At 66.0% G+C, this 21,949-nt stretch carries 22 protein-coding genes; 19 read left to right on the forward strand and 3 right to left on the reverse strand.

The features are described 5' to 3' along the window. The first annotated feature begins 2 nt into the window (after nt 1–2). The 6 genes from CH274_RS08125 (at nt 3) to pdxS (ending at nt 5,427) form a co-directional block, all read left to right on the forward strand. Entirely contained in the window at nt 3–545 is a 543-nt protein-coding gene (locus CH274_RS08125; RefSeq protein ID WP_032397953.1) for an HIT family protein, read from the forward strand. A 25-nt stretch (nt 546–570) separates the two neighbouring features. Next, the gene (pgsA, locus tag CH274_RS08130; protein ID WP_032397954.1) at nt 571–1,254 is read left to right on the forward strand and encodes a phosphatidylinositol phosphate synthase; all 684 of its coding nucleotides are present in this window, start codon (nt 571–573) and stop codon (nt 1,252–1,254) included. Continuing rightward, nucleotides 1,251–2,156 carry a phosphatidylinositol mannoside acyltransferase gene (locus tag CH274_RS08135; RefSeq protein ID WP_094657098.1) on the forward strand — a complete coding sequence of 302 codons (906 nt, stop codon included), beginning with the start codon at nt 1,251–1,253 and terminating at the stop codon, nt 2,154–2,156. The genes pgsA and CH274_RS08135 overlap by 4 nt, the downstream gene beginning before the upstream one ends. Further along, complete coding sequence (locus CH274_RS08140; protein ID WP_094657099.1) at nt 2,153–3,277, forward strand: glycosyltransferase family 4 protein; 1,125 nt, start codon at nt 2,153–2,155, stop codon at nt 3,275–3,277. Before CH274_RS08135 ends, CH274_RS08140 begins: the two co-directional genes overlap by 4 nt. Next, nucleotides 3,277–4,302, forward strand: a complete 1,026-nt coding sequence (locus tag CH274_RS08145; RefSeq protein WP_094657100.1) for an NUDIX hydrolase — start codon at nt 3,277–3,279, stop codon at nt 4,300–4,302. Before CH274_RS08140 ends, CH274_RS08145 begins: the two co-directional genes overlap by 1 nt. A 183-nt stretch (nt 4,303–4,485) precedes the next feature. Continuing rightward, complete coding sequence (gene pdxS, locus CH274_RS08150; RefSeq protein ID WP_082073976.1) at nt 4,486–5,427, forward strand: pyridoxal 5'-phosphate synthase lyase subunit PdxS; 942 nt, start codon at nt 4,486–4,488, stop codon at nt 5,425–5,427. Nucleotides 5,428–5,437: 10 nt separating this feature from the next. On the opposite strand, the gene CH274_RS08155 is transcribed toward pdxS, so the two are convergent. Then, a complete protein-coding gene (locus tag CH274_RS08155) occupies nt 5,438–6,049 on the reverse strand; it encodes a hypothetical protein (protein WP_052050498.1) in 612 nt (203 codons plus the stop codon). An 80-nt stretch (nt 6,050–6,129) separates the two neighbouring features. Here CH274_RS08155 and CH274_RS08160 point away from each other — a divergent pair, with 80 nt between their 5' ends. The 12 genes from CH274_RS08160 (at nt 6,130) to CH274_RS08215 (ending at nt 19,337) form a co-directional block, all read left to right on the forward strand. Then, nucleotides 6,130–6,981: an acyl-CoA thioesterase gene (locus CH274_RS08160; protein WP_045195353.1), complete on the forward strand. Its 852-nt coding sequence runs from the start codon at nt 6,130–6,132 to the stop codon at nt 6,979–6,981. Beyond that, the gene (gene pdxT, locus CH274_RS08165; RefSeq protein ID WP_094630048.1) at nt 6,978–7,580 is read left to right on the forward strand and encodes a pyridoxal 5'-phosphate synthase glutaminase subunit PdxT; all 603 of its coding nucleotides are present in this window, start codon (nt 6,978–6,980) and stop codon (nt 7,578–7,580) included. Before CH274_RS08160 ends, pdxT begins: the two co-directional genes overlap by 4 nt. A gap of 88 nt (nt 7,581–7,668) precedes the next feature. Next, nucleotides 7,669–8,427 (forward strand): YebC/PmpR family DNA-binding transcriptional regulator, encoded by a 759-nt coding sequence (locus tag CH274_RS08170; RefSeq protein WP_032397960.1) that lies wholly within the window; start codon nt 7,669–7,671, stop codon nt 8,425–8,427. A gap of 107 nt (nt 8,428–8,534) precedes the next feature. Further along, entirely contained in the window at nt 8,535–9,152 is a 618-nt protein-coding gene (gene ruvC / locus CH274_RS08175) for a crossover junction endodeoxyribonuclease RuvC (RefSeq protein ID WP_032397961.1), read from the forward strand. Beyond that, the gene (ruvA, locus tag CH274_RS08180) at nt 9,149–9,754 is read left to right on the forward strand and encodes a Holliday junction branch migration protein RuvA (RefSeq protein ID WP_045195348.1); all 606 of its coding nucleotides are present in this window, start codon (nt 9,149–9,151) and stop codon (nt 9,752–9,754) included. The genes ruvC and ruvA overlap by 4 nt, the downstream gene beginning before the upstream one ends. Nucleotides 9,755–9,808: 54 nt before the next feature. After that, nucleotides 9,809–10,837, forward strand: coding sequence for a Holliday junction branch migration DNA helicase RuvB (gene ruvB / locus CH274_RS08185; RefSeq protein ID WP_045199784.1), 1,029 nt, complete (start codon nt 9,809–9,811; stop codon nt 10,835–10,837). 138 nt (nt 10,838–10,975) lie between these two features. After that, nucleotides 10,976–11,386, forward strand: a complete 411-nt coding sequence (gene yajC, locus CH274_RS08190; RefSeq protein ID WP_032397964.1) for a preprotein translocase subunit YajC — start codon at nt 10,976–10,978, stop codon at nt 11,384–11,386. A 161-nt stretch (nt 11,387–11,547) separates the two neighbouring features. Continuing rightward, nucleotides 11,548–13,323 (forward strand): protein translocase subunit SecD, encoded by a 1,776-nt coding sequence (gene secD / locus CH274_RS08195; protein WP_179275665.1) that lies wholly within the window; start codon nt 11,548–11,550, stop codon nt 13,321–13,323. Nucleotide 13,324: 1 nt separating this feature from the next. Next, complete coding sequence (secF, locus tag CH274_RS08200) at nt 13,325–14,506, forward strand: protein translocase subunit SecF (RefSeq protein ID WP_045195344.1); 1,182 nt, start codon at nt 13,325–13,327, stop codon at nt 14,504–14,506. 26 nt (nt 14,507–14,532) lie between these two features. After that, nucleotides 14,533–16,236: an ABC transporter substrate-binding protein gene (locus CH274_RS08205; protein ID WP_094657101.1), complete on the forward strand. Its 1,704-nt coding sequence runs from the start codon at nt 14,533–14,535 to the stop codon at nt 16,234–16,236. Nucleotides 16,237–16,241: 5 nt separating this feature from the next. Beyond that, complete coding sequence (locus tag CH274_RS08210) at nt 16,242–16,772, forward strand: adenine phosphoribosyltransferase (protein ID WP_373453533.1); 531 nt, start codon at nt 16,242–16,244, stop codon at nt 16,770–16,772. Nucleotides 16,773–16,844: 72 nt separating this feature from the next. Next, nucleotides 16,845–19,337: a RelA/SpoT family protein gene (locus CH274_RS08215; protein WP_179275666.1), complete on the forward strand. Its 2,493-nt coding sequence runs from the start codon at nt 16,845–16,847 to the stop codon at nt 19,335–19,337. Between the two features lie 67 nt (nt 19,338–19,404). Here the strand turns inward: CH274_RS08215 and CH274_RS08220 are convergent, their stop codons facing one another. Together CH274_RS08220 and CH274_RS08225 are read right to left on the reverse strand one after the other, a co-directional pair. Then, nucleotides 19,405–20,202, reverse strand: coding sequence for a peptidylprolyl isomerase (locus CH274_RS08220; RefSeq protein WP_094657102.1), 798 nt, complete (start codon nt 20,200–20,202; stop codon nt 19,405–19,407). Continuing rightward, a complete protein-coding gene (locus tag CH274_RS08225) occupies nt 20,199–21,062 on the reverse strand; it encodes a peptidylprolyl isomerase (RefSeq protein WP_094630044.1) in 864 nt (287 codons plus the stop codon). Before CH274_RS08225 ends, CH274_RS08220 begins: the two co-directional genes overlap by 4 nt. A gap of 192 nt (nt 21,063–21,254) precedes the next feature. On the opposite strand from CH274_RS08225, the gene CH274_RS08230 reads away from it, so the two are divergent. Next, nucleotides 21,255–21,947: an MBL fold metallo-hydrolase gene (locus tag CH274_RS08230; protein WP_094630043.1), complete on the forward strand. Its 693-nt coding sequence runs from the start codon at nt 21,255–21,257 to the stop codon at nt 21,945–21,947. Nucleotides 21,948–21,949: the final 2 nt, after the last annotated feature.

The raw sequence follows: 21,949 nt of genomic DNA on the forward strand, positions 1-21,949 counted from the left end.
TCATGTCGGAACAGGACGAGTCGATCGTCGTCACCGGGGCCGGTGAGCCCGATCGGCTGCAGCGACTGTGGACGCCGCATCGGATGTCCTACATCGCCGAGGCTCCTCAGGGCTCGGCGAAGTCGAACGAGCCGTTCTCCGACATCCCCAAGATGAGCGACGAGGACGGTCTCGTCGTCGCACGAGGCGAATCGGTGTATGCGGTCCTCAACCTGTATCCGTACAACCCGGGCCACGCGATGATCGTGCCGTACCGTCGCGTCGCGGCACTGGAAGACCTCACGCCCGCGGAGAGCGCGGAACTGATGGCCTTCACGCAGCAGATGATTCGCGTCATCAAGCGAGTGTCACGTCCGCACGGGTTCAACGTCGGGCTCAACCTCGGGGCTGCCGCGGGCGGGTCCTTGGCCGAGCATCTGCATCAGCACATCGTGCCCCGGTGGGGCGGCGACGCGAACTTCATCACCGTGATCAGCGGCGCAAAAGTCATGCCGCAGCTGCTCCGCGACACTCGGGCCCTGCTGGCGTCGGCCTGGAACGAATGAACCACAGGCGAGAGGAGCACGCGCCGTGCTGAGCATTTTCGGCCGTGCGCCGGTCTCGAAGGTGACCGCCCCGCTCGGGCGCGCCCTCAACAGCACCGGACTGACCCCCAACTCGGTGACGATCATCGGCACCGTCGTCACCGTGACCGCGGCGGTCACGATGTACCCCGCCGGCTACCTGTGGTGGGGCTCGATCGTCATCACCCTGTTCGTCCTGTTCGACATGCTCGACGGTGCCATGGCGCGGGCTCGGGGTGGTGGTACCAAGTACGGTGCCGTCCTCGATGCGACGTGCGATCGAGTGGCCGACGGTGCAATCTTCGGCGGATTGGCCTGGTGGGCCGTCTATTCCGAGCAGGACAAGCTGCTGCTGGTGGCCACCCTGATCTGCCTGGTCACCTCGCAGGTCATCTCGTACGCCAAAGCCCGCGCCGAGGCCAGCGGCCTGTCCGCGGACGGTGGTTGGATCGAACGACCGGACCGCCTCGTCATCGTTCTGGTCGGAGCTGGGCTCACCGGTGTCGGAAGACATTTCGACATTCCGTGGCTGGACAGCCTGATCTACCCGGCCATGTGGATTCTCGCCGCCCTGAGCATCGTCACCGTGTTCCAGCGCGTTCTCGCAGTTCGTGGATCCGAAGGTGCCCGTGACATCATCGTGCCTCCGGTGGCACCGGCACCCGACGACGGCGACGTGGCCGCGTCGTGAATCTCTCCGACAGAGCGAGCGACGCCGGCTACGCGGCCGGTTGGCGCCTGGTCCGGTCTCTGCCCGAGCCGGTGGCACGACGCCTGTTCGATCGCGGCGCAGACCTCGCGTCGACGCGCAACGGCGGCCCGGATCAGTTGCGTCGCAATCTCGCTCGCGTCCTGGGAACCACTCCCGCCGAGGTACCCGACGAGCTGATTCGCGACAGCCTGCGCTCCTACGCTCGATACTGGCGCGAGGCGTTTCGGTTGCCGTCGATGGATCTGGCCGCGCAGGCCGCCGTCATCGATCGGTGCGTGAACGGCAAGGAACATCTCGAGGGTGCGCTCGCGGCCGGTAAGGGAGTGGTCCTGGCTCTGCCACACAGTGGCAATTGGGACATGGCCGGAATGTGGCTGGTGCGCACGCACGGAGGCCTCTCCACCGTTGCCGAACGGCTGAAGCCCGAATCCCTGTACCAGCGATTCGTCGCCTATCGAGAGAGCCTCGGCTTCGAGATATTCCCGCTCAGCGGCGGCGAGCAACCGCCTCTGCTCGCACTATCCGAGAGACTGCGCCAGAACAAGGTCGTCTGCCTGCTCGGCGAGCGGGACCTCGCCAAGCACGGGGTGCCGGTCACCTTCTTCGGTGAACCGACCCGGATGCCTGCAGGCGCCGCGAAACTCGCGATCGACACCGGAGCGACGCTGCTCCCGGTGCACGGTTACTTCGACGGCGACGGCTGGGGATTCGACATCTCGCCCGCAGTGGATGTCTCGGCCGGAGTCGGGCCTGCCACCCAGACGTTGGCCGATCATTTCGCAGCCGGAATCCGAGCCCATCCGGCGGACTGGCACATGCTGCAGCCGTTGTGGATGAGCGACTGGTCGGCCGATCGACGCGCCCGAATCGAGGGCGCGTGAAGATCGGCATGGTGTGCCCGTACTCGTTCGACGTTCCCGGTGGAGTGCAAGCACACGTTCAGCAGTTGGCCGAGGTGTTCATCGAACGCGGGCATCGCGTCAGTGTCCTGGCTCCGGCGTCCGACGACGTCGAGCTACCGGACTTCGTGGTGTCGGCGGGCGAGGCTCTCGCCATTCCGTACAACGGATCCGTCGCACGGCTGCGATTCGGGCCGATCACGTATTCTCGAATCCGGAAGTGGATCTCCGACAACGACTTCGACGTGCTGCACATCCACGAACCGAACGCGCCGAGCCTGTCGATGCTGGCGCTCAAGGCCGCGGACGGCCCGATCGTGGCGACCTTCCACACCTCGACGACGAAGTCCCTGGTGCTCAGCACCTTTCAAGGAGTGCTGCGTCCGTACCACGAGAAGATCAGCGGCCGTATCGCCGTGTCGGAACTCGCCCGGCGCTGGCAGGTCGAGGCCCTCGGCTCCGACGCCGTCGAGATCCCCAACGGAGTCGACGTGCCCGCATTCGCCGATGCCCCTGTGCTGGAAGGCTATCCACGCGCCGGTCGCACGGTGCTCTTCCTCGGCCGTTTCGACGAACCGCGCAAAGGAATGGCAGTCCTGCTCGGCGCTCTGCCCACACTCGTCGAATCCCACCCCGACATCGAGATCCTGATCGTCGGCCGTGGCGACGAGGACAAGCTACGCAAGGACGCGGGCGCACTCGCGTCGCACCTGACGTTTCTGGGGCAGGTCGACGATGCGACCAAGGCATCCGCGATGCGCAGCGCCGACGTCTACTGCGCACCGAACCTCGGCGGTGAGAGCTTCGGCATCGTCCTGGTCGAGGCCATGGCCGCCGGAACACCGGTGGTGGCAAGCGAACTCGACGCCTTCCGACGGGTCCTGCGGGACGGCACGTGCGGACTCCTCGTTCCGATCGACGACTCCGCTGCCCTCGCCGTCGCCGTCTGCTCGATCCTCGGCGACGATGCCGTCCGTGCACGTCTGGTCGACGCCGCCTCCGTGGCTGTCACCAACTACGACTGGCCCGTCGTCGCCGAGCAGATCCTGCGTGTCTACGAAACCGTCACCCTCGGGGGCCAGAAGGTGCGGGCAGCGAACTGATGACCTTTTCAGCGCTCACGATTCTGGTACTCGGGCTGATCGCCGTACTGATCCTCGTCGTCGGCCTGTGGGCCTACGGAACGGCGAACCGACTCGACCGCCTGCACGTGCGCACCGATCTCGCCTGGCAGGCGCTCGATGCAGCACTCGCCCGCCGTGCCGTCGTCGCGCGCGCGGTGTCCGCGGCGACCCGGGACTCGGCCCCGTCGAGCAGAGAACTCGCTGCGTTGGCCGATCGGGCCGAACGCGTCGACCGATCACAGCGGGAAGAGGCCGAGAACGCGGTGTCCATGGCTCTGGCCGTCGTCGAACCGAACGACTTGCCCCCGCAACTGGTCGCCGAACTGGCCGACGCCGAGGCCCGCGTGTTGATCGCACGACGGTTTCACAACGACGCAGTTCGCGACACCCTTGCCCTGCGCGTCAGACGTCCCGTCCGTTGGTTGCACCTCGGCGGAACCGCGGCACTGCCGTCGTACTTCGAGATCGCCGAGCGGTCTGCTGCCGCGACGTTCGGCAGCGAGAACCGTGCCACCCCGAGAACGTCCGCGCGGGTGGTGCTGCTCGACGAGCGCGGTCGCGTACTGCTGCTGCGCGGACACGATCCGACGGTTCCCGACACATTCTTCTGGTTCACCATCGGTGGGGCAGTGGAGAAGGGCGAATCGCTCCGCGAGGCAGCGGTGCGGGAGGTACACGAGGAGACCGGCCTGACCATTGCTCCAGCCGACCTGCGCGGTCCGCTGTGGCGTCGGGTTGCGACGTTCCCGTTCAACGGAACTCTGATCCGCTCGGAAGAATTGTTCTTCGCGATCCGGACGCAGGAGTTCGAACCGCACAGTGCTGGTTTCACCGATTTCGAACGCCGCACCGTGATCGGCCATCAGTGGTGCACCGAGGCCGACATCCGTGCGCTGAGCGCGGTCGGCGAGAACGTCTATCCCCAGGACCTGGCGGAACTGCTCGACGAGGTCAACGTGGCTCTCGCTCGACGCGGTGATCCGGACGTGCGCGCTATCCGCTAGCGATCTGGACCCTTTTCGAGCAGTCCAGCAATCGTCAAGTGGTTATGGGAAAGAGTCGCGTCGAGGCCTACAGTTCTGGGCGCGACTTCGCGCCGCGTGCGATCGTCTCGATTACCGCGGCTGAGCGTGGTCGCGTGTATCAGTCCGGAGCACCGGTTCGGTGCCCAGAACACAGGAGTCGGCTTGAGTACCCCACACGCATCCACTACACCCGCTGGATCCGCCGAAGGCGGGGCGGCCGAGAACGGAATCGGCACCGCACGCGTCAAGCGAGGAATGGCCGAGATGCTCAAGGGCGGCGTCATCATGGACGTGGTCACCGCCGATCAGGCCAAGATCGCCGAGGACGCAGGAGCCGTGGCCGTCATGGCACTCGAGCGCGTCCCCGCCGACATTCGCGCGCAGGGCGGGGTGTCGCGAATGAGCGATCCCGACATGATCGACAGCATCATCTCCTCGGTCAGCATCCCGGTGATGGCGAAGGCCCGCATCGGCCACTTCGTCGAAGCGCAGATCCTGCAGAGCCTCGGTGTCGACTACATCGACGAGTCCGAGGTGCTCACCCCGGCCGACTACGCGAACCACATCGACAAGTGGAACTTCACCGTTCCCTTCGTCTGTGGTGCCACCAACCTGGGTGAGGCAATGCGCCGAATCACCGAGGGTGCGGCCATGATTCGCTCCAAGGGCGAGGCCGGAACCGGCGACGTCTCGAACGCGACGACGCACATGCGCAAGATCCGTGACGAGATCCGTCGCCTCACCTCGCTTCCCGAGGACGAGCTGTACGTGGCGGCGAAAGAACTGCAGGCCCCGTACGACCTCGTCGTCGAGGTCGCCCGGGCCGGCAAGCTGCCCGTCACCCTGTTCACCGCGGGCGGCATCGCCACTCCCGCAGACGCGGCGATGATGATGCAGCTCGGTGCCGAGGGCGTGTTCGTCGGATCGGGAATCTTCAAGTCCGGCAACCCCAAGGAACGCGCCGAGGCGATCGTCAAGGCCACCACGTTCTTCGACGACCCCGATGTGCTCGCCAAGGTCTCGCGCGGTCTCGGCGAGGCGATGGTCGGAATCAATGTCGACGACCTCCCCGTCGGACACCGTCTCGCCGAGCGCGGTTGGTGACGGTTTTCGATCAGTTGCGTTCGAGGGCCGGGCGGTCGGGATGGTCCCAGCGGACCAGGAAGTCCGGCCGCCCGGCCGCGTGGTCGAGGCCGTCGTAGTACTCGAGCAGCGGGGCGCAGGTCCACTGATCGTCGGCGCTCGTTCTGCGGCGTAATGCGCTGCCGGACAGGCGTAGATGCACCGACAGATCGACGTCCAATCCGCGGCCGAGCAGCATCGGTCCCGCGATCAGGACTATCTGATTCGTTGCTGCCGAGGCGCTGCGGGCTCGCGCCGAACGATCGGTGGCCTCATCCCACAGTCGCGGCAGGAAGTGACCTCCGCCACCGGGGCGTAGTGGGGCGATGACCTCTCTGACGAGGGCGTCGTAGTCGAACCACAGTGTGCGATAGCTCAATTCGTCGGTGCGCGAGTACTCGAATCGAATGGACGCAGGTCGGACGTAGTCGTGCAGGTCGACGACGGCAGCCGGACGGCCCCGAGAGCGGGCGTGTTCGGCTGTGCGCGTTGCGAACTCGACCGGCCGCGCGGCATCCGCGCCGTCGATCACGACGATCGATCGGGCACCGTCCCGGCACGAATCGACGATCGACTCGACGAGAAGATCGGGAAATATCGGCATCGGTTGACCCACGCCGACCATCTTGCCTGGTCCGATCATTGTTAGCCTGAGCCGTTGTCACAGAAAGGTGGACACCAGCCATGGCCAGCATCGAGGACATTCTCGAATTGGAACGGATCGAGAACGACATCTATCGGGGACGGACCTTTCCTTCTCGGCTGCCCCGTACGTTCGGCGGTCAGGTTGCGGGCCAGGCGCTCGTTGCGGCGGTGCGCACGGTGGCCCCCGAGTTTCGTGTGCACTCGCTGCACGGCTACTTCCTGCGTCCGGGCAATCCGAACGAGCCGGCGGTGTTCATGGTGGACCGGATTCGCGACGGACGGTCGTTCTGCACCCGCCGCGTCACCGGCATTCAGCACGGCAAGGCGATCTTCACGATGTCCGCCTCGTTCCACGGCGACGACGACGGCATTTCGCACCAGGACGTCATGCCCGAGGTCGTCGGGCCGGACACCCTGCCCGATCCCACCACCCTCGCCGAGTACGACCACTCCTACTACAAGGAGTGGTCCGAGTGGGACATCCGTCTCATTCCCGAGGACCAGACCGTCAAGCATCCCAGTTTCGCTGCGCAACAACGTGTCTGGTTCCGCTACCGCGACACCTTGCCCGACGACCAGGTCTTCCATGTGTGTGCGCTGGCCTACATGAGCGACATGACGCTGCTGGGATCGGCCAAGGTTCCGCACCCGGACGCCGTCACTCAGACGGCCTCGCTCGATCATGCGCTGTGGTTCCTGCGGCCCTTCCGGGCCGACGAATGGTTGCTCTACGACCAGACGTCTCCGTCGGCAGATTTCGGGCGGGCGCTGACGCAGGGACGAATCTTCGATACGTCCGGCCGGTTGGTCGCCGCGGTGGTGCAAGAGGGGTTGATGCGTTACGAGCGGGACCCCGACGCGCCCCATGTCGATCCGTTCGGGCGCAAGTGAGCGCTCCGACCATCGGTGTTCTCGCCCTGCAGGGCGACGTTCGCGAACACCTGGCTGCGCTCGAATCGAGCGGTGCGCGCGGTGTCACGGTGCGTCGGCCCGCCGAGCTCGCGCAGATCGACGGACTGATCGTCCCCGGCGGGGAATCGACGACCATGAGCAACCTGCTCGGCGTGTTCGACCTTCTCGATCCACTGCGTGCTCGGTTGGCCGAGGGACTGCCCGCCTACGGTTCGTGCGCGGGCATGATTCTGCTGGCCTCCGAGATCCTCGACACCAGGCCCGACGCCCGGCATCTCGATGCGCTCGACATCACCGTCCGGCGAAACGCCTTCGGGCGTCAGGTCGATTCCTTCGAGACCGATCTCGATGTCACCGGCGTCGACGGCGGACCGGTGCGGGCGGTGTTCATTCGCGCGCCCTGGGTCGAGCGGGTGGGCGAGGATGTCGAGGTGCTCGCCACCGTGCCGCACGGCCCGGCTGCCGGACGCGTGGTGGCCGTTCGCCAGAACTCCGTCATGGCGACGAGCTTCCATCCCGAGGTCACCGGGGACGATCGCGTACACGCACTCTTCGTCGACATGGTGCGACGCCGCTAGAATCCCTCGGCGGTCGGTCGGTGCCGAGAGCGGTACCGGGCGAGTAAAGTCGACAACACTGATTTCGAGCAGGAAGGGGCCCTATCGCATGAGCGGCCACTCAAAATGGGCCACCACCAAGCACAAGAAGGCGGTGATCGACGCCCGACGCGGCAAGTCTTTCGCCAAGCTCATCAAGAATATCGAGGTGGCGGCCCGCACGGGTGGTGGTGACCCGACGGGCAATCCGACCTTGTACGACGCCATCCAGAAGGCGAAGAAGACGTCGGTCCCCAACGACAACATCGAGCGCGCGCGCAAGCGCGGAGCGGGCGAGGAAGCCGGCGGTGCCGACTGGCAGACCATCATGTACGAGGGCTACGGTCCCAACGGTGTCGCTATTCTGATCGAGTGCCTCACCGACAACCGCAACCGCGCCGCGGGCGAGGTACGCGTGGCGATGACCCGCAACGGTGGGAACATGGCCGATCCGGGATCGGTGTCCTACCTGTTCTCCCGTAAGGGCGTCGTCACCCTGGAGAAGAACGGGCAGAGCGAGGACGACGTGCTCATGGCCGTCCTCGAAGCCGGTGCCGAGGAAGTCAACGACAACGGCGATACGTTCGAGGTCGTCAGCGAGCCGACCGACCTGGTCGCGGTGCGCACCGCGTTGCAGGAGGCCGGAATCGACTACGACTCGGCCGAGGCGAGCTTCCAGGCATCGGTCAACGTCCCGGTCGATGCGGACGGTGCACGCAAGGTGTTCAAGCTCATCGATGCCCTCGAGGACAGCGACGACGTCCAGAACGTGTGGTCCAACGTCGACCTCTCCGACGAGGTCATGGCCGAGCTCGACGACGAGGACTGACGCCCCTCGCATCCGACGACGTGTTCGACCGGGTGTCGTATCCCTGATCCAGCGGTGGGCTCCGCTACGCTATCGAACAACAGTTCGTAAGCGGAAGGTGTGGTGGCGTGCGGGTGATGGGTGTCGACCCCGGTCTCACCAGGTGTGGGCTCAGTCTGATCGAGGGTGGTGTGGGCCGAACGGTGGTCGCCCTCGATGTCGATGTGGTGCGAACGCCTGCGGACATGGATCTGGCGCAGCGGTTGCTGGCGATTTCCGAGGCCGCGGAGTACTGGCTCGACACCCACAAGCCCTCGGTGGTGGCCATCGAGCGAGTCTTCGCTCAGCACAACGTGCGTACGGCCATGGGTACGGCCCAGGCCGGTGGCGTCATCGCCCTCGCGGCGGCCAGACGCGGCATCGACGTCTGCTTTCACACTCCCAGTGAGGTCAAGGCCGCCGTCACGGGCAACGGCTCGGCCGACAAGGCTCAGGTGACCGCGATGGTCATGCGCATTCTCGGTTTGCAGACGGCACCGACTCCCGCCGACGCCGCCGACGCGCTGGCCCTCGGCATCTGTCATTGCTGGCGAGCGCCCATGATCGCCCGCATGGCCAAGGCCGAGGCCATGGCCGCCGAACAGAAACGCAAGTACGACGCTCGTCTGGCCGAGGAGCGCAAAGCTCGCGCCGTCGTGGCACGCAGGATCGAGAAAATGGCCAAGAAGGAGGCGGGCGCCCGATGATCGCGTCGATCAGGGGCTCGGTGTTCGACATCGCGCTCGATCACGCCGTGCTCGAGGCTGCGGGCGTCGGGTACCGCGTCAACGCCACGCCGGCCACGTTGGCCACTTTGCACCGGGGGAGCGAAGCGACCCTCCTGACGACCATGATCGTGCGCGAGGATTCGCAGACGCTGTACGGATTCCCCGACAAGGAGTCGCGGGAGCTGTTCGAGTTGCTCCTCACCGTGACCGGCGTCGGCCCGCGGATCGCCATGGCAACTCTTGCCGTACACGAGCCCGACGCACTGCGAACTGCGTTGGCCGACAGTGATATCGGAGCACTGACCAGGGTTCCCGGTATCGGTAAGCGCGGCGCGGAGAGAATGGTCGTCGAGCTGCGCGACAAGGTCGACGCAGTGGTCGGACGCGCAGGAAGCGCGGCCGTGCCGGGATCCGGAGTCGGCAACTCGATGCGAGACCAGATCGTCGAGGCGCTGATCGGTCTCGGATTCCCCGTGAAACAAGCCGAGGAAGCGACCGACGCGGTGCTCGCTCAGCAGCCCGAGGCCACGACGTCGACCGCGCTGAGGTCGGCGCTGGCATACCTCGGAAAGTCCAGGTAGGCCCGGGTGACCGAGGAAGATCGGTTCGCAGAATCCCAGGTCGGTGCGGACCCGATGTCCGACGACCTGGATGTCGAGACGAGTCTGCGTCCGAAGAACCTCACCGATTTCATCGGTCAACCTCGGGTGCGGGAGCAGCTGCAGCTCGTGTTGTCGGGTGCCAAGATGCGCGGCGGAACCCCCGATCACATCCTCATGTCCGGGCCGCCGGGCCTCGGCAAGACCAGTATGGCGATGATCATCGCCGCCGAGTTGGGAACCTCGCTGCGGCTCACGTCGGGTCCGGCGCTCGAGCGGGCAGGCGATCTCGCAGCGATGCTCAGCAACCTGGTCGAAGGCGACGTGCTGTTCATCGACGAGATCCATCGCATCGCTCGCCCGGCCGAGGAGATGCTGTATCTGGCGATGGAGGATTTCCGAGTCGACGTCATCGTCGGCAAGGGGCCGGGAGCGACGTCGATTCCACTCGAGGTCGCACCGTTCACCCTCGTCGGTGCCACCACCAGGTCGGGTGCGCTCACCGGACCGCTGCGCGACCGGTTCGGATTCGTGGCGCACATGGATTTCTACGAGCCGAACGAACTCGAGCGCATCCTCATGCGGTCCGCGGGAATCCTGGGTGTGCCGATCGATCGGGACGGATGCGCGGAGATCGCCGGGCGCTCGCGAGGCACTCCCCGAATCGCGAATCGATTGCTGCGCCGAGTCCGCGACTACGCGGACGTGCGCGGCGACGGCACCGTCACTCAGGACACCGCGAAGGCCGCCCTGGTGGTGTACGACGTCGACAAACTCGGGCTCGATCGACTCGACCGCGCAGTACTGAGCGCGCTCATCCGGAGCTTCGGCGGAGGGCCGGTGGGTGTGTCCACGCTGGCCGTCGCCGTCGGCGAGGAACCGTCGACGGTCGAGGAAGTGTGCGAGCCGTTCCTGGTACGTGCCGGAATGATCGCCCGTACCCCCCGCGGGCGCGTCGCGACCGCTGCTGCATGGCAACACCTCGGTCTGACGCCGCCACCGGATCTCGCGGTGGGTGGAATTTCGGTCCGATCCTCGGAGGTCCAGCAGGGATTATTCGAATGAATCGGGCACAACAGGACACGAACGGACCGGACCGGTTCCAGGTAATGGCACACTGGGTAGCTGCGAGGCCCGCACCGGCGACGCTCTCGCACGAGACAATGACGTATTTCGAACCCGACTTCGAGGACTGACCTTCCGATGGATTTGCTGTTCCCGCTGCTGATCGTGGCACTTCTGGTACCGCTGTTTCTCAATGCGCGTCGACAGAAGAAGGTGTTGGCCAAGACAACGGAAATGCAGGACTCGCTGAAGATCGGTGACGAGGTGGTCACCACCGCAGGCCTGTACGCCCGAGTGGTCCTGGTCGAGGACGACACCATCGATCTGGAGATCGCCGACGGCGTTATCACCACCTGGTCGCGTGCAGTGGTACGTGAGGTTCTGCCCGACGACTCCGAGTTCGACGACACCGACCTCGACACCACCACCGAGTCGGACATCACGGCCCTCGGCTCGAACGACACCGCTGGACCGTCGCTGAGCAAGACGGACGTGAGTCGGCCGGACGAGACCATCGAGCAGACGTCGAAGAGGCTGGAAAAAGAGTGAGCAGGATGTGATCGAAACCGCTGTCGGAGACAGTATCCGGCAGCGGTTTTCTCTGCGGTGACCGATGTGGTGCACAATCGCACCGCTCATCGCCGACACATCGGGCCGCCAGGCCCTGCAGGAACCGACACTTTTCATCGCCCAGAGGAGAAACACACACCGTGGCACCTTCCAGCGGACCGGTGCAACCCGCCCGCTATCTCGCCGTTTTCGCGGTGCTGATGGCAGCGGTGTACGCCATGGTCTTCTTCACCGGAGACAAAGACCCCTCGCCGAAGTTGGGAATCGACCTGCAGGGCGGCACGCGCGTGACACTCACCGCGCGGACACCCGACGGCAACGCGCCGACGCAGGACAGCCTGAAGCAGGCGCAGCAGATCATCGAGACTCGTGTCAACGGTCTCGGTGTCTCGGGCTCCGAGGTGGTCATCGACGGCGACAATCTCGTCATCACGGTGCCCGGCGACGACAGCTCCCAGGCGCGGACTCTCGGGCAGACCGCGCGACTGTTCATTCGACCGGTTCTGAGCTCGGTAGCTCCATCGGCAGGCGAGGGAGCAGGTTCGCAGCAGGCCCCGGTCGACCCGGCCGCGCCGGTCGATCCTGCTGCACCGGCAGACCCTGCTGCTTCGGCCGATCCGGCTGCGCCCGCAGACCCGGCCACTCCGCAGAACCGGGTGTTCCCGGCGCAGGATCCGACCACGGTCGATCCGGCTCCCGCCCCCACCACCGATGCGCCCGCCACCGACGCACCGGCGGCAGACGATCCCGCCACCGACGCGACCCTGTCCGACGCCGAGCGCGCAGCGCAGGAGATCGCCGACGCCAAGACGCTCCGACAGAGCGAGGATCCGCAGATCCAGCAGCTGGCCATGCAGTCCCTCGATTGCAACGCCGCCGACCCGCTCGCAGGCAACGACGATCCGGCGCTTCCCCTGGTGGCGTGCTCGACCGACGGAACAGCGGTCTACCTGCTGGGTCCGACGATCATCGACGGCCAGCAGATAGCCGACGCGACCTCCGGCTTCGACAGTCAGCAGGCCCAGTTCCAGGTCAGCCTGACGTTCGACACGGACGGCTCGAACACGTGGGCTCAGTTCACCGCGGCCAATCTCCAGAAACAGGCCGCGTTCGTACTGGACTCGAAGGTGATCAGTGCGCCGGTCATTCAGGGGGCCACCCCAGCAGGCAGCGCCACCTCGATCACCGGCAACTTCAACAACCAGACCGCGTCCGAGCTCGCCAACACCCTCAAGTACGGCTCTCTGCCGCTGTCCTTCGTGTCCTCCGAGGCCGAGACGGTGTCGGCAACGCTGGGCTTGGCCTCTCTGGAAGCCGGACTGCTGGCCGGTGCCATCGGACTGGCGCTGGTGTTGGTCTACTGCCTGCTCTACTACCGTGCCCTCGGGCTGCTCACTGCGCTGTCGTTGGCGCTGGCCGGTCTCGTCGTCTACGGAATCATCGTTCTGCTGGGTCGATGGATCAGCTTCACGCTCGACCTCGCCGGCATCGCCGGCCTGATCATCGGTATCGGCATGACCGCTGACTCGTTCGTCGTGTTCTTCGAGCGCATCAAGGACGAGATCCGGGAGGGCCGCAGCTTCCGATCGGCGGTTCCCCGCGGTTGGGCACGCGCACGCAAGACGATCCTGTCGGGCAATGCGGTCAGCTTCATCGCCGCCGCAGTGCTCTACGTGTTGGCCGTCGGTCAGGTCCGCGGCTTCGCGTTCACCCTCGGGCTCACGACGATCCTGGACATCATCGTCGTGGTGCTGGTGACGTGGCCGCTGGTGTACCTGGCGTCGAAATCCACGTTCTGGTCCAAGCCGTCCGTCAACGGTCTCGGTGCCGTCCAGCAGATCGCGCTCGAACGCAAGCGCGCAGCCAACAAGGCACTCGCCGTCAAGACCGGCGCTGCGCCGTCGAAGGAGGCATGACATGTCGGACACGACCACGTCGACCCCATCGCCCCTCGACGACTCGGGTGTCGATCAATCCGCCCAGCCCAAGCACAGCTGGTTGTCCAGGCTGTACACCGGTACCGGTGCTTTCGACATCGTCGGTCGTCGCCGGTTCTACTACATCCTCACCGGCGTCATCGTGCTGGTGTGCCTGCTGAGCTTCGTCGTCCGCGGCTTCACCCTCGGTATCGATTTCGAGGGCGGAACGCGGATCGCGCTGCCCGCGGCCGACAACATCACCACCGAGCAGGTCGAAACCGTGTACGACGACTCGCTCGGCATGCCGCCGGTGTCGGTGCAGACCGTCGGTTCGGGTGCCGCAGCAACGGTGCAGATTCGCTCCGAAGCACTCGACCCCGCCGAAGTGGACACCCTTCGCCAGGCGTTGTTCGAGGCATTCCAGCCGCAGGACAACTCCGGTACCGCGACCCCCAACGCCATCAGTGTGTCCGACGTCAGTGAGACGTGGGGTAGCCAGATCACCCAGAAAGCCCTGATCGCTCTCGTGGTCTTCCTGGTGATCGTCAGCATCTACATCGGTGTCCGATACGAGCGAGACATGGCGTTGGCGGCGCTGGCCGCCCTGGCATTCGACCTCCTGGTGACCGCAGGCGTGTACTCGCTCGTCGGGTTCGAGGTGACGCCTGCAACCGTGATCGGCCTGTTGACGATCCTCGGTTTCTCTCTGTACGACTCGGTGGTGGTGTTCGACAAGGTCGAGGAGAACACTCGCGGCATCCTCAACCTGCATCGCAAGACGTACGCCGAACAGGCCAACCTGGCCGTCAACCAGACCCTGATGCGCTCGATCAACACCACCGTTATCGGTGTCCTCCCGGTGATCGCACTGATGATCATCGCGGTGTGGCTGCTCGGAGTGGGCACGCTGAAGGACCTGGCTCTGGTACAGCTGGTCGGCATGATCGTCGGTGCCTACTCGTCGATCTTCTTCGCCACTCCGTTGCTGGTGACGCTCAAGGAGAAGTGGGGTCCCGTCGCAGTTCACACGCGCAAGGTCCACTCCAAGCGTGCCGAAGCGGCAGCTCGTGCAGCAGGCCACGCTCCGGAACCGGTGGCCGTCGGTGTGGCCGCCCCGAAGGCGTCGGCTCCGCAGCCGGGCAACCGGCCCACCGGAAAGCGAAGCAAGAAGCGACGGTAGATGTCCATCCTCGACAGGGACGGAGAGTGCACGTGAAACGACGGTGGAGCGCGGCACTGGTGGCAGCGAGTGTCGGTGCGGTGTCCATCACTGCGTGCTCGTCGCCCGAAGACAAGGTGCCCTCGATCGGCTATTCGTTCGACAACGTGGTCGACACCTACAACGCGAGAACCGTCGACGGCGCGGCGTCGGGAGCCCGGCAGGCGTTCACTCGGGTGCAGGTGGGCTTCAGCTATCTCGGGCCCGAGGGAGACGCGTTGTCGGACAACGACATCGGAACCGTGTCCGTGGTTCCCGGCGACACCCTGACCGTGCAGTACTCCATCGCCCCCGCGGCGACGTACTCGGACGGTGCGCCGATGGCCTGTGACGATCTGGTGTTGGCGTGGGCGGCGAACAGTGGAAAGTTCGCCACCGACCGCCCCCTGTTCGACGCGGCGTCGACGGCCGGGTACTCCGACATCGAGCGCATCGATTGCGTCCCGGGGGCCAAGGAAGCGACGGTCGTCTTCGCGTCCGGCCGCAGCTACCAGAACTGGCGTGCCCTGTTCGGAGCCACCGACCTGCTACCGGCACATGTCGCGGCTCGAGCAGCGGGCGTGCCGAACGTCGTCGATCCCATCCTGGCCGAGGACGACGACGTGGTGACCCGTATCGCCGACTTCTGGAACACCGGCTGGACCCTGACACCGGGCTCGATCGACCTCGCGCTACTGCCCTCGGCCGGCCCCTACCGCATCGAGTCCTACACCGCCGAGGACGGTCTCGTGCTCGTGGCGAACGACGCCTGGTGGGGAAACCCACCCCAGACCCAGCAGGTGGTCCTCTGGCCCAAGGGCACCGACCTGGCCGCAAAGTTCGCGGACGGATCGTTGGACGTGATCGACCACGGTGCCGGTGCCGTCGACCTCGGGACCACCGAGGGATTCACGACGACCGAGGAACCGTCGCGGGGCGTCGAGCAGTTGACGTTCGCCACCCAGGGGGTCCTGGCCGATGCGAGTGCTCGTCGAGCAGTGGCCGCGTGCATCCCGCGGTCGGACCTGTTCGACACTCTGGGTCACCCCGGTTTCGAGGCGGAGGCGGCGGGTCTGGGTTCGGGCGTCGTCGACTCTCGTCTCGTCCAGCCCGACACGCTCGAGTATCCGTCGGTCGCAACGGTGGTGGGCGATCGGTACCAGCGCTCGGACCTGGACCAGGCGAGCCGAGAACTCGAGGCTGCGGGCGAGAATGCTCTGACCGTTCGTGTCGGCTACCGAGGACCGGACGCGCGCCGCGCCCAGGTGGTGAGTCGCATGGCTGCCGATTGCGCGGCTGCGGGCATCACCGTCGAGGACGCGAGCTCACCGGACTTCACACCGTCCGCACTGCGCGCCGGGGCCGTCGACGCCGTGCTCGGTAGCAGCGGATCCCTTCCCGGACCGTCGGGTTCTGCCGCCGCGGTGACCGCACGGTATTCGTTGCGGACGGGAATCGGCCTGAACGTCGGCGGATACAGCAACGGCAGGATCGATTCCATCGTCGATCAGTTGGCGGTGACCGACGATCCCGAGCGAGTGCTGGCTCTGGCCACCGAGGGTGAGAACATCCTGTGGAACGACATGCCGTCGCTTCCCCTGTACAACGAACCACGGACCACCGTCGTCAGCGACGGCATGCAGGACGTGGTGCCCAACCCGACGGCCGCAGGTGCCGGTTGGAACATGGATCGGTGGGTGCTTCTTCGATGAACGACGTGGACGAGCGAGCGGGTGCTGCCGCCGCGGTGACCAGGCTGACGCGGTGGGTCGACGACTTCCCCGTCGCGGGCGTTCGCTTCGGCGATCTGACGCCGGTGTTCGCGGACGGACCGGCGTTACGCAGTGTCGTGTCGGAGCTGGCGCAGGGTTTCGAGGACGTCGACCTGGTGGCGGGTATCGATGCGCGGGGGTTCCTGCTCGGTGCCGGAGTTGCCCTCGAACTCGGGTGCGGTGTGCTGGCGGTGCGCAAGGCGGGCAAGCTGCCGCCTCCGGTGCATTCACGGTCGTACGAACTCGAGTACGGAACCGCCGCACTGCAGATCCCGACTGCGATCGACGTGGCCGGAAAACGAGTGCTCGTGGTCGACGACGTGCTGGCGACCGGCGGTACCGTCGATGCAACGGCTCGGTTGTTGACCGAGCAGGGAGCGGTGATCGTCGGTGCCGCTGTCGTTCTCGAGATCGCCGTTCTGGGCGGGCGCGACAAGTGCAGTGGCTACCCGCTCGGCTGCCTGGTTCGAGTATGAGGACTAAAGTCTCTGTCACAATGCGTTGACGTTTCGACGACAGCGCGGAATGTGTGGCAGGAGGTGATGAGAGTGACCCGATACATCGATCAACCCTTGCCCGACGGGCCTGCCGTCCCCGAGCGGCCCGTAGTTGCCGATCGGACCGGAGTTACCGATCGGACCGGAGTCGACGTCGTCACGACCGACGAGTCCGCGTCCGATGGTGTCCGCCCGGCCGTCGACGCTCCGGTTCCCCACGGCCCGGTTCCCCACGACCCGGCGGCGACCGATTCGCAGGCTCCGTCCGGAACCCGTAATTCGGCACCCGTTCCCACCTCCGCGTCGAGGCGGGTCCGCGCACGCCTGGCGCGCCGCATCACCGCTGGGCGCAGCGCGGCGGTCAAACCGGTGCTCGAGCCACTCGTCAGCCTGCACCGTGAGCTCTATCCCAAGGCAGACCTGACGCTGCTGCAGCGGGCCTACGACGTTGCCGACGAGCTGCACGCCTCGCAGATGCGCAAGTCCGGCGATCCCTACATCACGCATCCGCTCGCCGTGGCCAACATTCTGGCCGAGCTGGGGATGGACACGACAACGCTGGTTGCAGCTCTGCTGCACGACACGGTCGAGGACACCGGATACTCGCTCGCCAAGCTGACCGAGGAGTTCGGCGACGAGGTGTCCCATCTCGTGGACGGGGTGACCAAACTCGACAAGGTCGTGCTCGGAACCGCAGCCGAGGGCGAAACGATCCGCAAGATGATCATCGCGATGGCGCGAGATCCGCGGGTGTTGGTCATCAAGGTCGCCGACCGGTTGCACAACATGCGCACCATGCGGTTCCTTCCCCCGGAGAAGCAGGCGCGCAAGGCCAAGGAGACGTTGGAAGTCATTGCGCCGCTTGCCCATCGGCTCGGAATGGCCACGGTCAAGTGGGAGCTCGAAGACCTGGCGTTCGCGATTCTTCATCCCAAGAAGTACGACGAGATCGTGCGGCTCGTCGCCGATCGGGCACCGTCCCGCGACACCTACCTCGAGAAGGTTCGGGCCGAGATCAACGCGACGCTCGCCGCGTCGAGAATCAGCGCGGTCGTCGAGGGTCGCCCGAAGCACTACTGGTCGATCTACCAGAAGATGATCGTCAAGGGTCGCGACTTCGACGACATCCACGACCTCGTGGGCGTCCGAATTCTGTGCGACGAGATCCGTGACTGTTACGCCGCTGTCGGCGTGGTGCATTCGCTGTGGCAGCCGATGGCGGGCCGTTTCAAGGACTACATCGCGCAGCCGCGTTACGGCGTCTACCAGTCGCTGCACACCACGGTGATCGGACCGGAGGGCAAGCCCCTCGAGGTGCAGATTCGGACGCGCGACATGCACCGCACGGCCGAGTTCGGCATCGCGGCACACTGGCGGTACAAGGAGACCAAGGGCAAGCACTCGCAGGACAACGCCGAGGTCGACGACATGGCGTGGATGCGCCAGTTGCTCGACTGGCAGCGAGAAGCCGCCGATCCGGGGGAGTTCCTCGAGTCGCTGCGCTACGACCTCGCGGTCAAGGAGATCTTCGTCTTCACCCCCAAGGGCGACGTCGTCACCCTGCCTGCCGGATCGTGCCCGGTCGACTTCGCGTACGCCGTGCACACCGAAGTGGGACATCGCTGCATCGGCGCGCGGGTCAACGGTCGACTCGTCGCCCTGGAACGAACACTCGACAACGGTGAAGTGGTCGAGGTGTTCACCTCGAAAGCCGCCACCGCAGGCCCGAGTCGGGACTGGCAGGGATTCGTCGCGTCACCGCGAGCCAAGACCAAGATTCGCCAGTGGTTCGCCAAGGAGCGTCGCGAGGAAGCCCTGGAGGCAGGCAAGGACGGCATCGCCAAGGAGGTCCGTCGAGGCGGACTTCCCCTGCAGCGCTTGATGAATGCCGAGTCCATGTCGGCGATCGCGCACGAGCTACGGTACGTCGACGTCTCCGCTCTCTACACCGCGGTCGGCGAGAATCACGTATCCGCTCGCCACGTGGTGCAGCGGTTGGTCGCCCATCTCGGTGGAGTCGGCGACGTCGAGGAAGAGCTCGCCGAGCGGTCGACACCGTCGACCATTCCCACTCGACCCCGTCAGGTCGGCGACGCGGGCGTGCTGGTCACCGGTGCCGAGGGCGTCGTCGCGAAACTTGCGAAGTGCTGTACGCCGGTGCCGGGAGACGAGATCCTCGGATTCGTCACCCGTGGTGGATCGGTGAGTGTCCACCGCACCGACTGCACCAATGCACGATCGCTGGAAGAGCAGTCCGAGCGGTTCATCGAGGTTCAGTGGGCACCGTCGGCGTCCTCGGTGTTCCTGGTCGCCATCCAGATCGAGGCACTGGACCGTCACCGACTGCTCTCCGACGTCACCAAGGCGCTTGCCGATGAGCGAGTCAACATTCTCTCGGCATCGGTTGCCACGTCCGGGGACCGGGTGGCGATCAGCAAGTTCACGTTCGAGATGGGTGACCCGAAGCACCTCGGGCACGTGCTGAACGTCGTGCGCAACGTCGAGGGCGTGTACGACGTGTACCGGCTGACGTCGGCCGCCTGAGCGGTCCGGAGAACGACGAGAGGGTGAGCAGAGAATCTCTGCTCACCCTCTCGTCGTTCGATCGGAGCTACACCGTCGCCGATTCAACGATCACCGGAGTCGCCGGTGCGCCGTCTTCCGAGCCACCGGTCACCCCGCCCGCTGCGATGGCGTCCAGGGTTTGCAGACCGGCGTCCGAGATGGTGCCGAACACCGTGTATTGCGGCGGCAGCACCGAATCGGCGTACACCAGGAAGAACTGGCTCCCGTTGGTGTCGGGGCCGGCATTGGCCATCGCCAGCGTTCCGCGGGGGTAGACCACCGGGTTCTCGGCCTGCGCCGGATCGTCCGTGTACGCGGTGGTGGGGTACTCGCTGGCGAAGGTGTATCCCGGTCCGCCTCGACCGGAACCGGACGGGTCACCGCACTGCAGTACCTCGAGGCCTGGTGACGTCGTCAGTCGGTGACAGGGTGAGCCGTCGAAGTACCCCTGCTCGACGAGGCTCACGACACTGTTGACCGTGCACGGTGCTGGTGTCCGGTCCAGTGTGATGCCGATCGGACCTGCAGTGGTGGACAACGTCACATCGACGGTTCCGTACACGTCGACGTTGTCGGTAGCCGGAGCGGTGACCTGCTTGACGGCCGGAGACTGCTCCGGATACGAGCAGGAGACCGTGTCGGTCGTCGGCTGCGGCACGGGCGGCAGAGCCCCGAAACGGGACAGATCGAGTGCAGGCCGCGGCGCGGGTGCCTCGGTTGTCGTGGTGGTCGTCGACGACGGCGTGGTGGCCGGCGCTGCTGCCGGTTCGGCCGAACCGGAACACCCTGCGAGAACCAGCGCGGTGGCCGAGATCGCGATCGTCAGAGCCGAGGTGCGGTTCACAGGTCGCTCAACATGGACGTGATGTCGACCGGTTCGGCGGGGGCTCCGTCGGACGCGCCGCCTTCGACTCCCTTGGCCGCGATGGCGTCGAGGGTGGCGAGTCCGGTCTCGTCGATGGTGCCGAACGCGGTGTAGGCGGGCGGCAGTTCGGAATCGCCGTAGACGAGGAAGAACTGGCTGCCGTTGGTTCCCGGGCCCGCATTGGCCATGGCCAACGTTCCCCGTGGGTAGGAGATCGGGGTCTGCGCGGCAGGGTCGCCTTCGGCGAACGTATCGGTGGGGAATTCGTCGGCGAACTGGTAGCCCGGCCCGCCGGAGCCGGTGCCGGTGGGATCGCCGCACTGGAGAACCTGCAGACCCGCGCCCGTGGTGAGTCGATGGCAGGTGGTGCCGTCGAAGTAACCCTGATTGGCGAGCGAGACGAAACTGTTGACCGTGCAGGGAGACTCGGGGTTGTTCAGCGTCAGACCGATGTTTCCCGCAGTCGTGGTCATGCTGTAGCTCAGCGGCTCGTCGCTGGTCGGCACGTTGTCGGTGCGCGGGGGAGTGTTCGGCTTGGCCGCAGGCCCCGCCGCGGCGGGGTAGGAGCAGTTCACCGTCTCGGGCAACGGCTCGGTGCGTCCGGCTGCGATGATCGAATCGGCGGGTGCCGACGTCGAGGATTCCTGGGCGGTACTGGCATCGTCGTCACCGCGGGTCACCACGAACACGACCGAGACGACGGCCACCACCGCAACGACGCCGAGAATGGAACCGGCGATCGTCAATTGCTTACGACGCCGGGCTCGTTCGGCACGGCGTACGAGTTGGCGTTCGAGCTTTCGTTTGGCAGCCTCGCGCCGTTGCTCGTTGCTGGGCAATTCGTGTTCCTCCCGCTTGTCGAAAAACGACCTCGCCCGCTCGCTGCACGGACCGATCGTGTGGTAACCGGCCGAGAATCGGCCAACGCGAGTTTGCCATCACTGCCTGAGAGCATGCTGGGGGGACCCGACGGGATCGGCCCCACTAAGCTTGTTCGGTACTTCGGCCTCAGCCATTTAGGAGCGTTTGTCTTGCTCGTCACCGGATTCCCCGCAGGCATGTTTCAGACGAACTGTTACATCCTGGCCCAGGACGACGCGTCCGAGTGCGTCGTCGTCGATCCCGGTCAGGACGCCGCGGATCCGCTGATCGACTTCCTGACGCAGTCCTCGCTCACCCCCACCGCGGTACTGCTCACGCACGGTCATCTGGACCACACGTGGTCGGTGGAGCCGATCTGCGCAAAGTACGGCATCCCGGCGTACATCGCACCCGAGGACCGCTACATGCTGGCCGATCCGATCAAGGGAACCGGCCCGACGTTGGCGGCGGTACTGGGCGACCTCGAGTTCCACGAACCGGCCGAGGTGATCGAGCTCACGGACGGTCGACGGCTCGAACTCGCCGGAATCGAATTCACGGTGGTACACACCCCCGGGCACACTCAGGGATCGGTGGTGTTCCTCGCTCACGCCGACGGGCCCGACGGCTCGGTTCCGTTGGCTCTGACCGGGGACACCCTCTTCGCGGGGTCGATCGGGCGCACCGATCTGCCCGGCGGCGATCACGATCAACTGCTGCGCTCCATCGCGACTCGGCTGCTCCCTCTGAGCGACGACACGGTGGTGCTCCCGGGGCACGGCGGACAGAGCTCGATCGGCCAGGAGCGCGCATCCAACCCGTTCCTCGTTGGACTCACCGACCCCGGGCAGGGAAAGCTGTGAGC

The organism is Rhodococcus sp. 06-418-5 (genome assembly GCF_002258285.1).
Lineage (GTDB): Bacteria > Actinomycetota > Actinomycetes > Mycobacteriales > Mycobacteriaceae > Rhodococcoides.

Coding starts and splice junctions, on each gene's coding strand:
- CH274_RS08125 (WP_032397953.1), top strand. CDS start 3: ATGTCGGAACAGGACGAGTCGATCGTCGTCACCGGGGCCGGTGAGCCC.
- CH274_RS08160 (WP_045195353.1), top strand. CDS start 6,130: ATGGCCAGCATCGAGGACATTCTCGAATTGGAACGGATCGAGAACGAC.
- CH274_RS08145 (WP_094657100.1), top strand. CDS start 3,277: ATGACCTTTTCAGCGCTCACGATTCTGGTACTCGGGCTGATCGCCGTA.
- CH274_RS08170 (WP_032397960.1), top strand. CDS start 7,669: ATGAGCGGCCACTCAAAATGGGCCACCACCAAGCACAAGAAGGCGGTG.
- CH274_RS08155 (WP_052050498.1), bottom strand. CDS start 6,049: ATGCCGATATTTCCCGATCTTCTCGTCGAGTCGATCGTCGATTCGTGC.
- ruvA (WP_045195348.1), top strand. CDS start 9,149: ATGATCGCGTCGATCAGGGGCTCGGTGTTCGACATCGCGCTCGATCAC.
- ruvB (WP_045199784.1), top strand. CDS start 9,809: ATGTCCGACGACCTGGATGTCGAGACGAGTCTGCGTCCGAAGAACCTC.
- secF (WP_045195344.1), top strand. CDS start 13,325: ATGTCGGACACGACCACGTCGACCCCATCGCCCCTCGACGACTCGGGT.
- yajC (WP_032397964.1), top strand. CDS start 10,976: ATGGATTTGCTGTTCCCGCTGCTGATCGTGGCACTTCTGGTACCGCTG.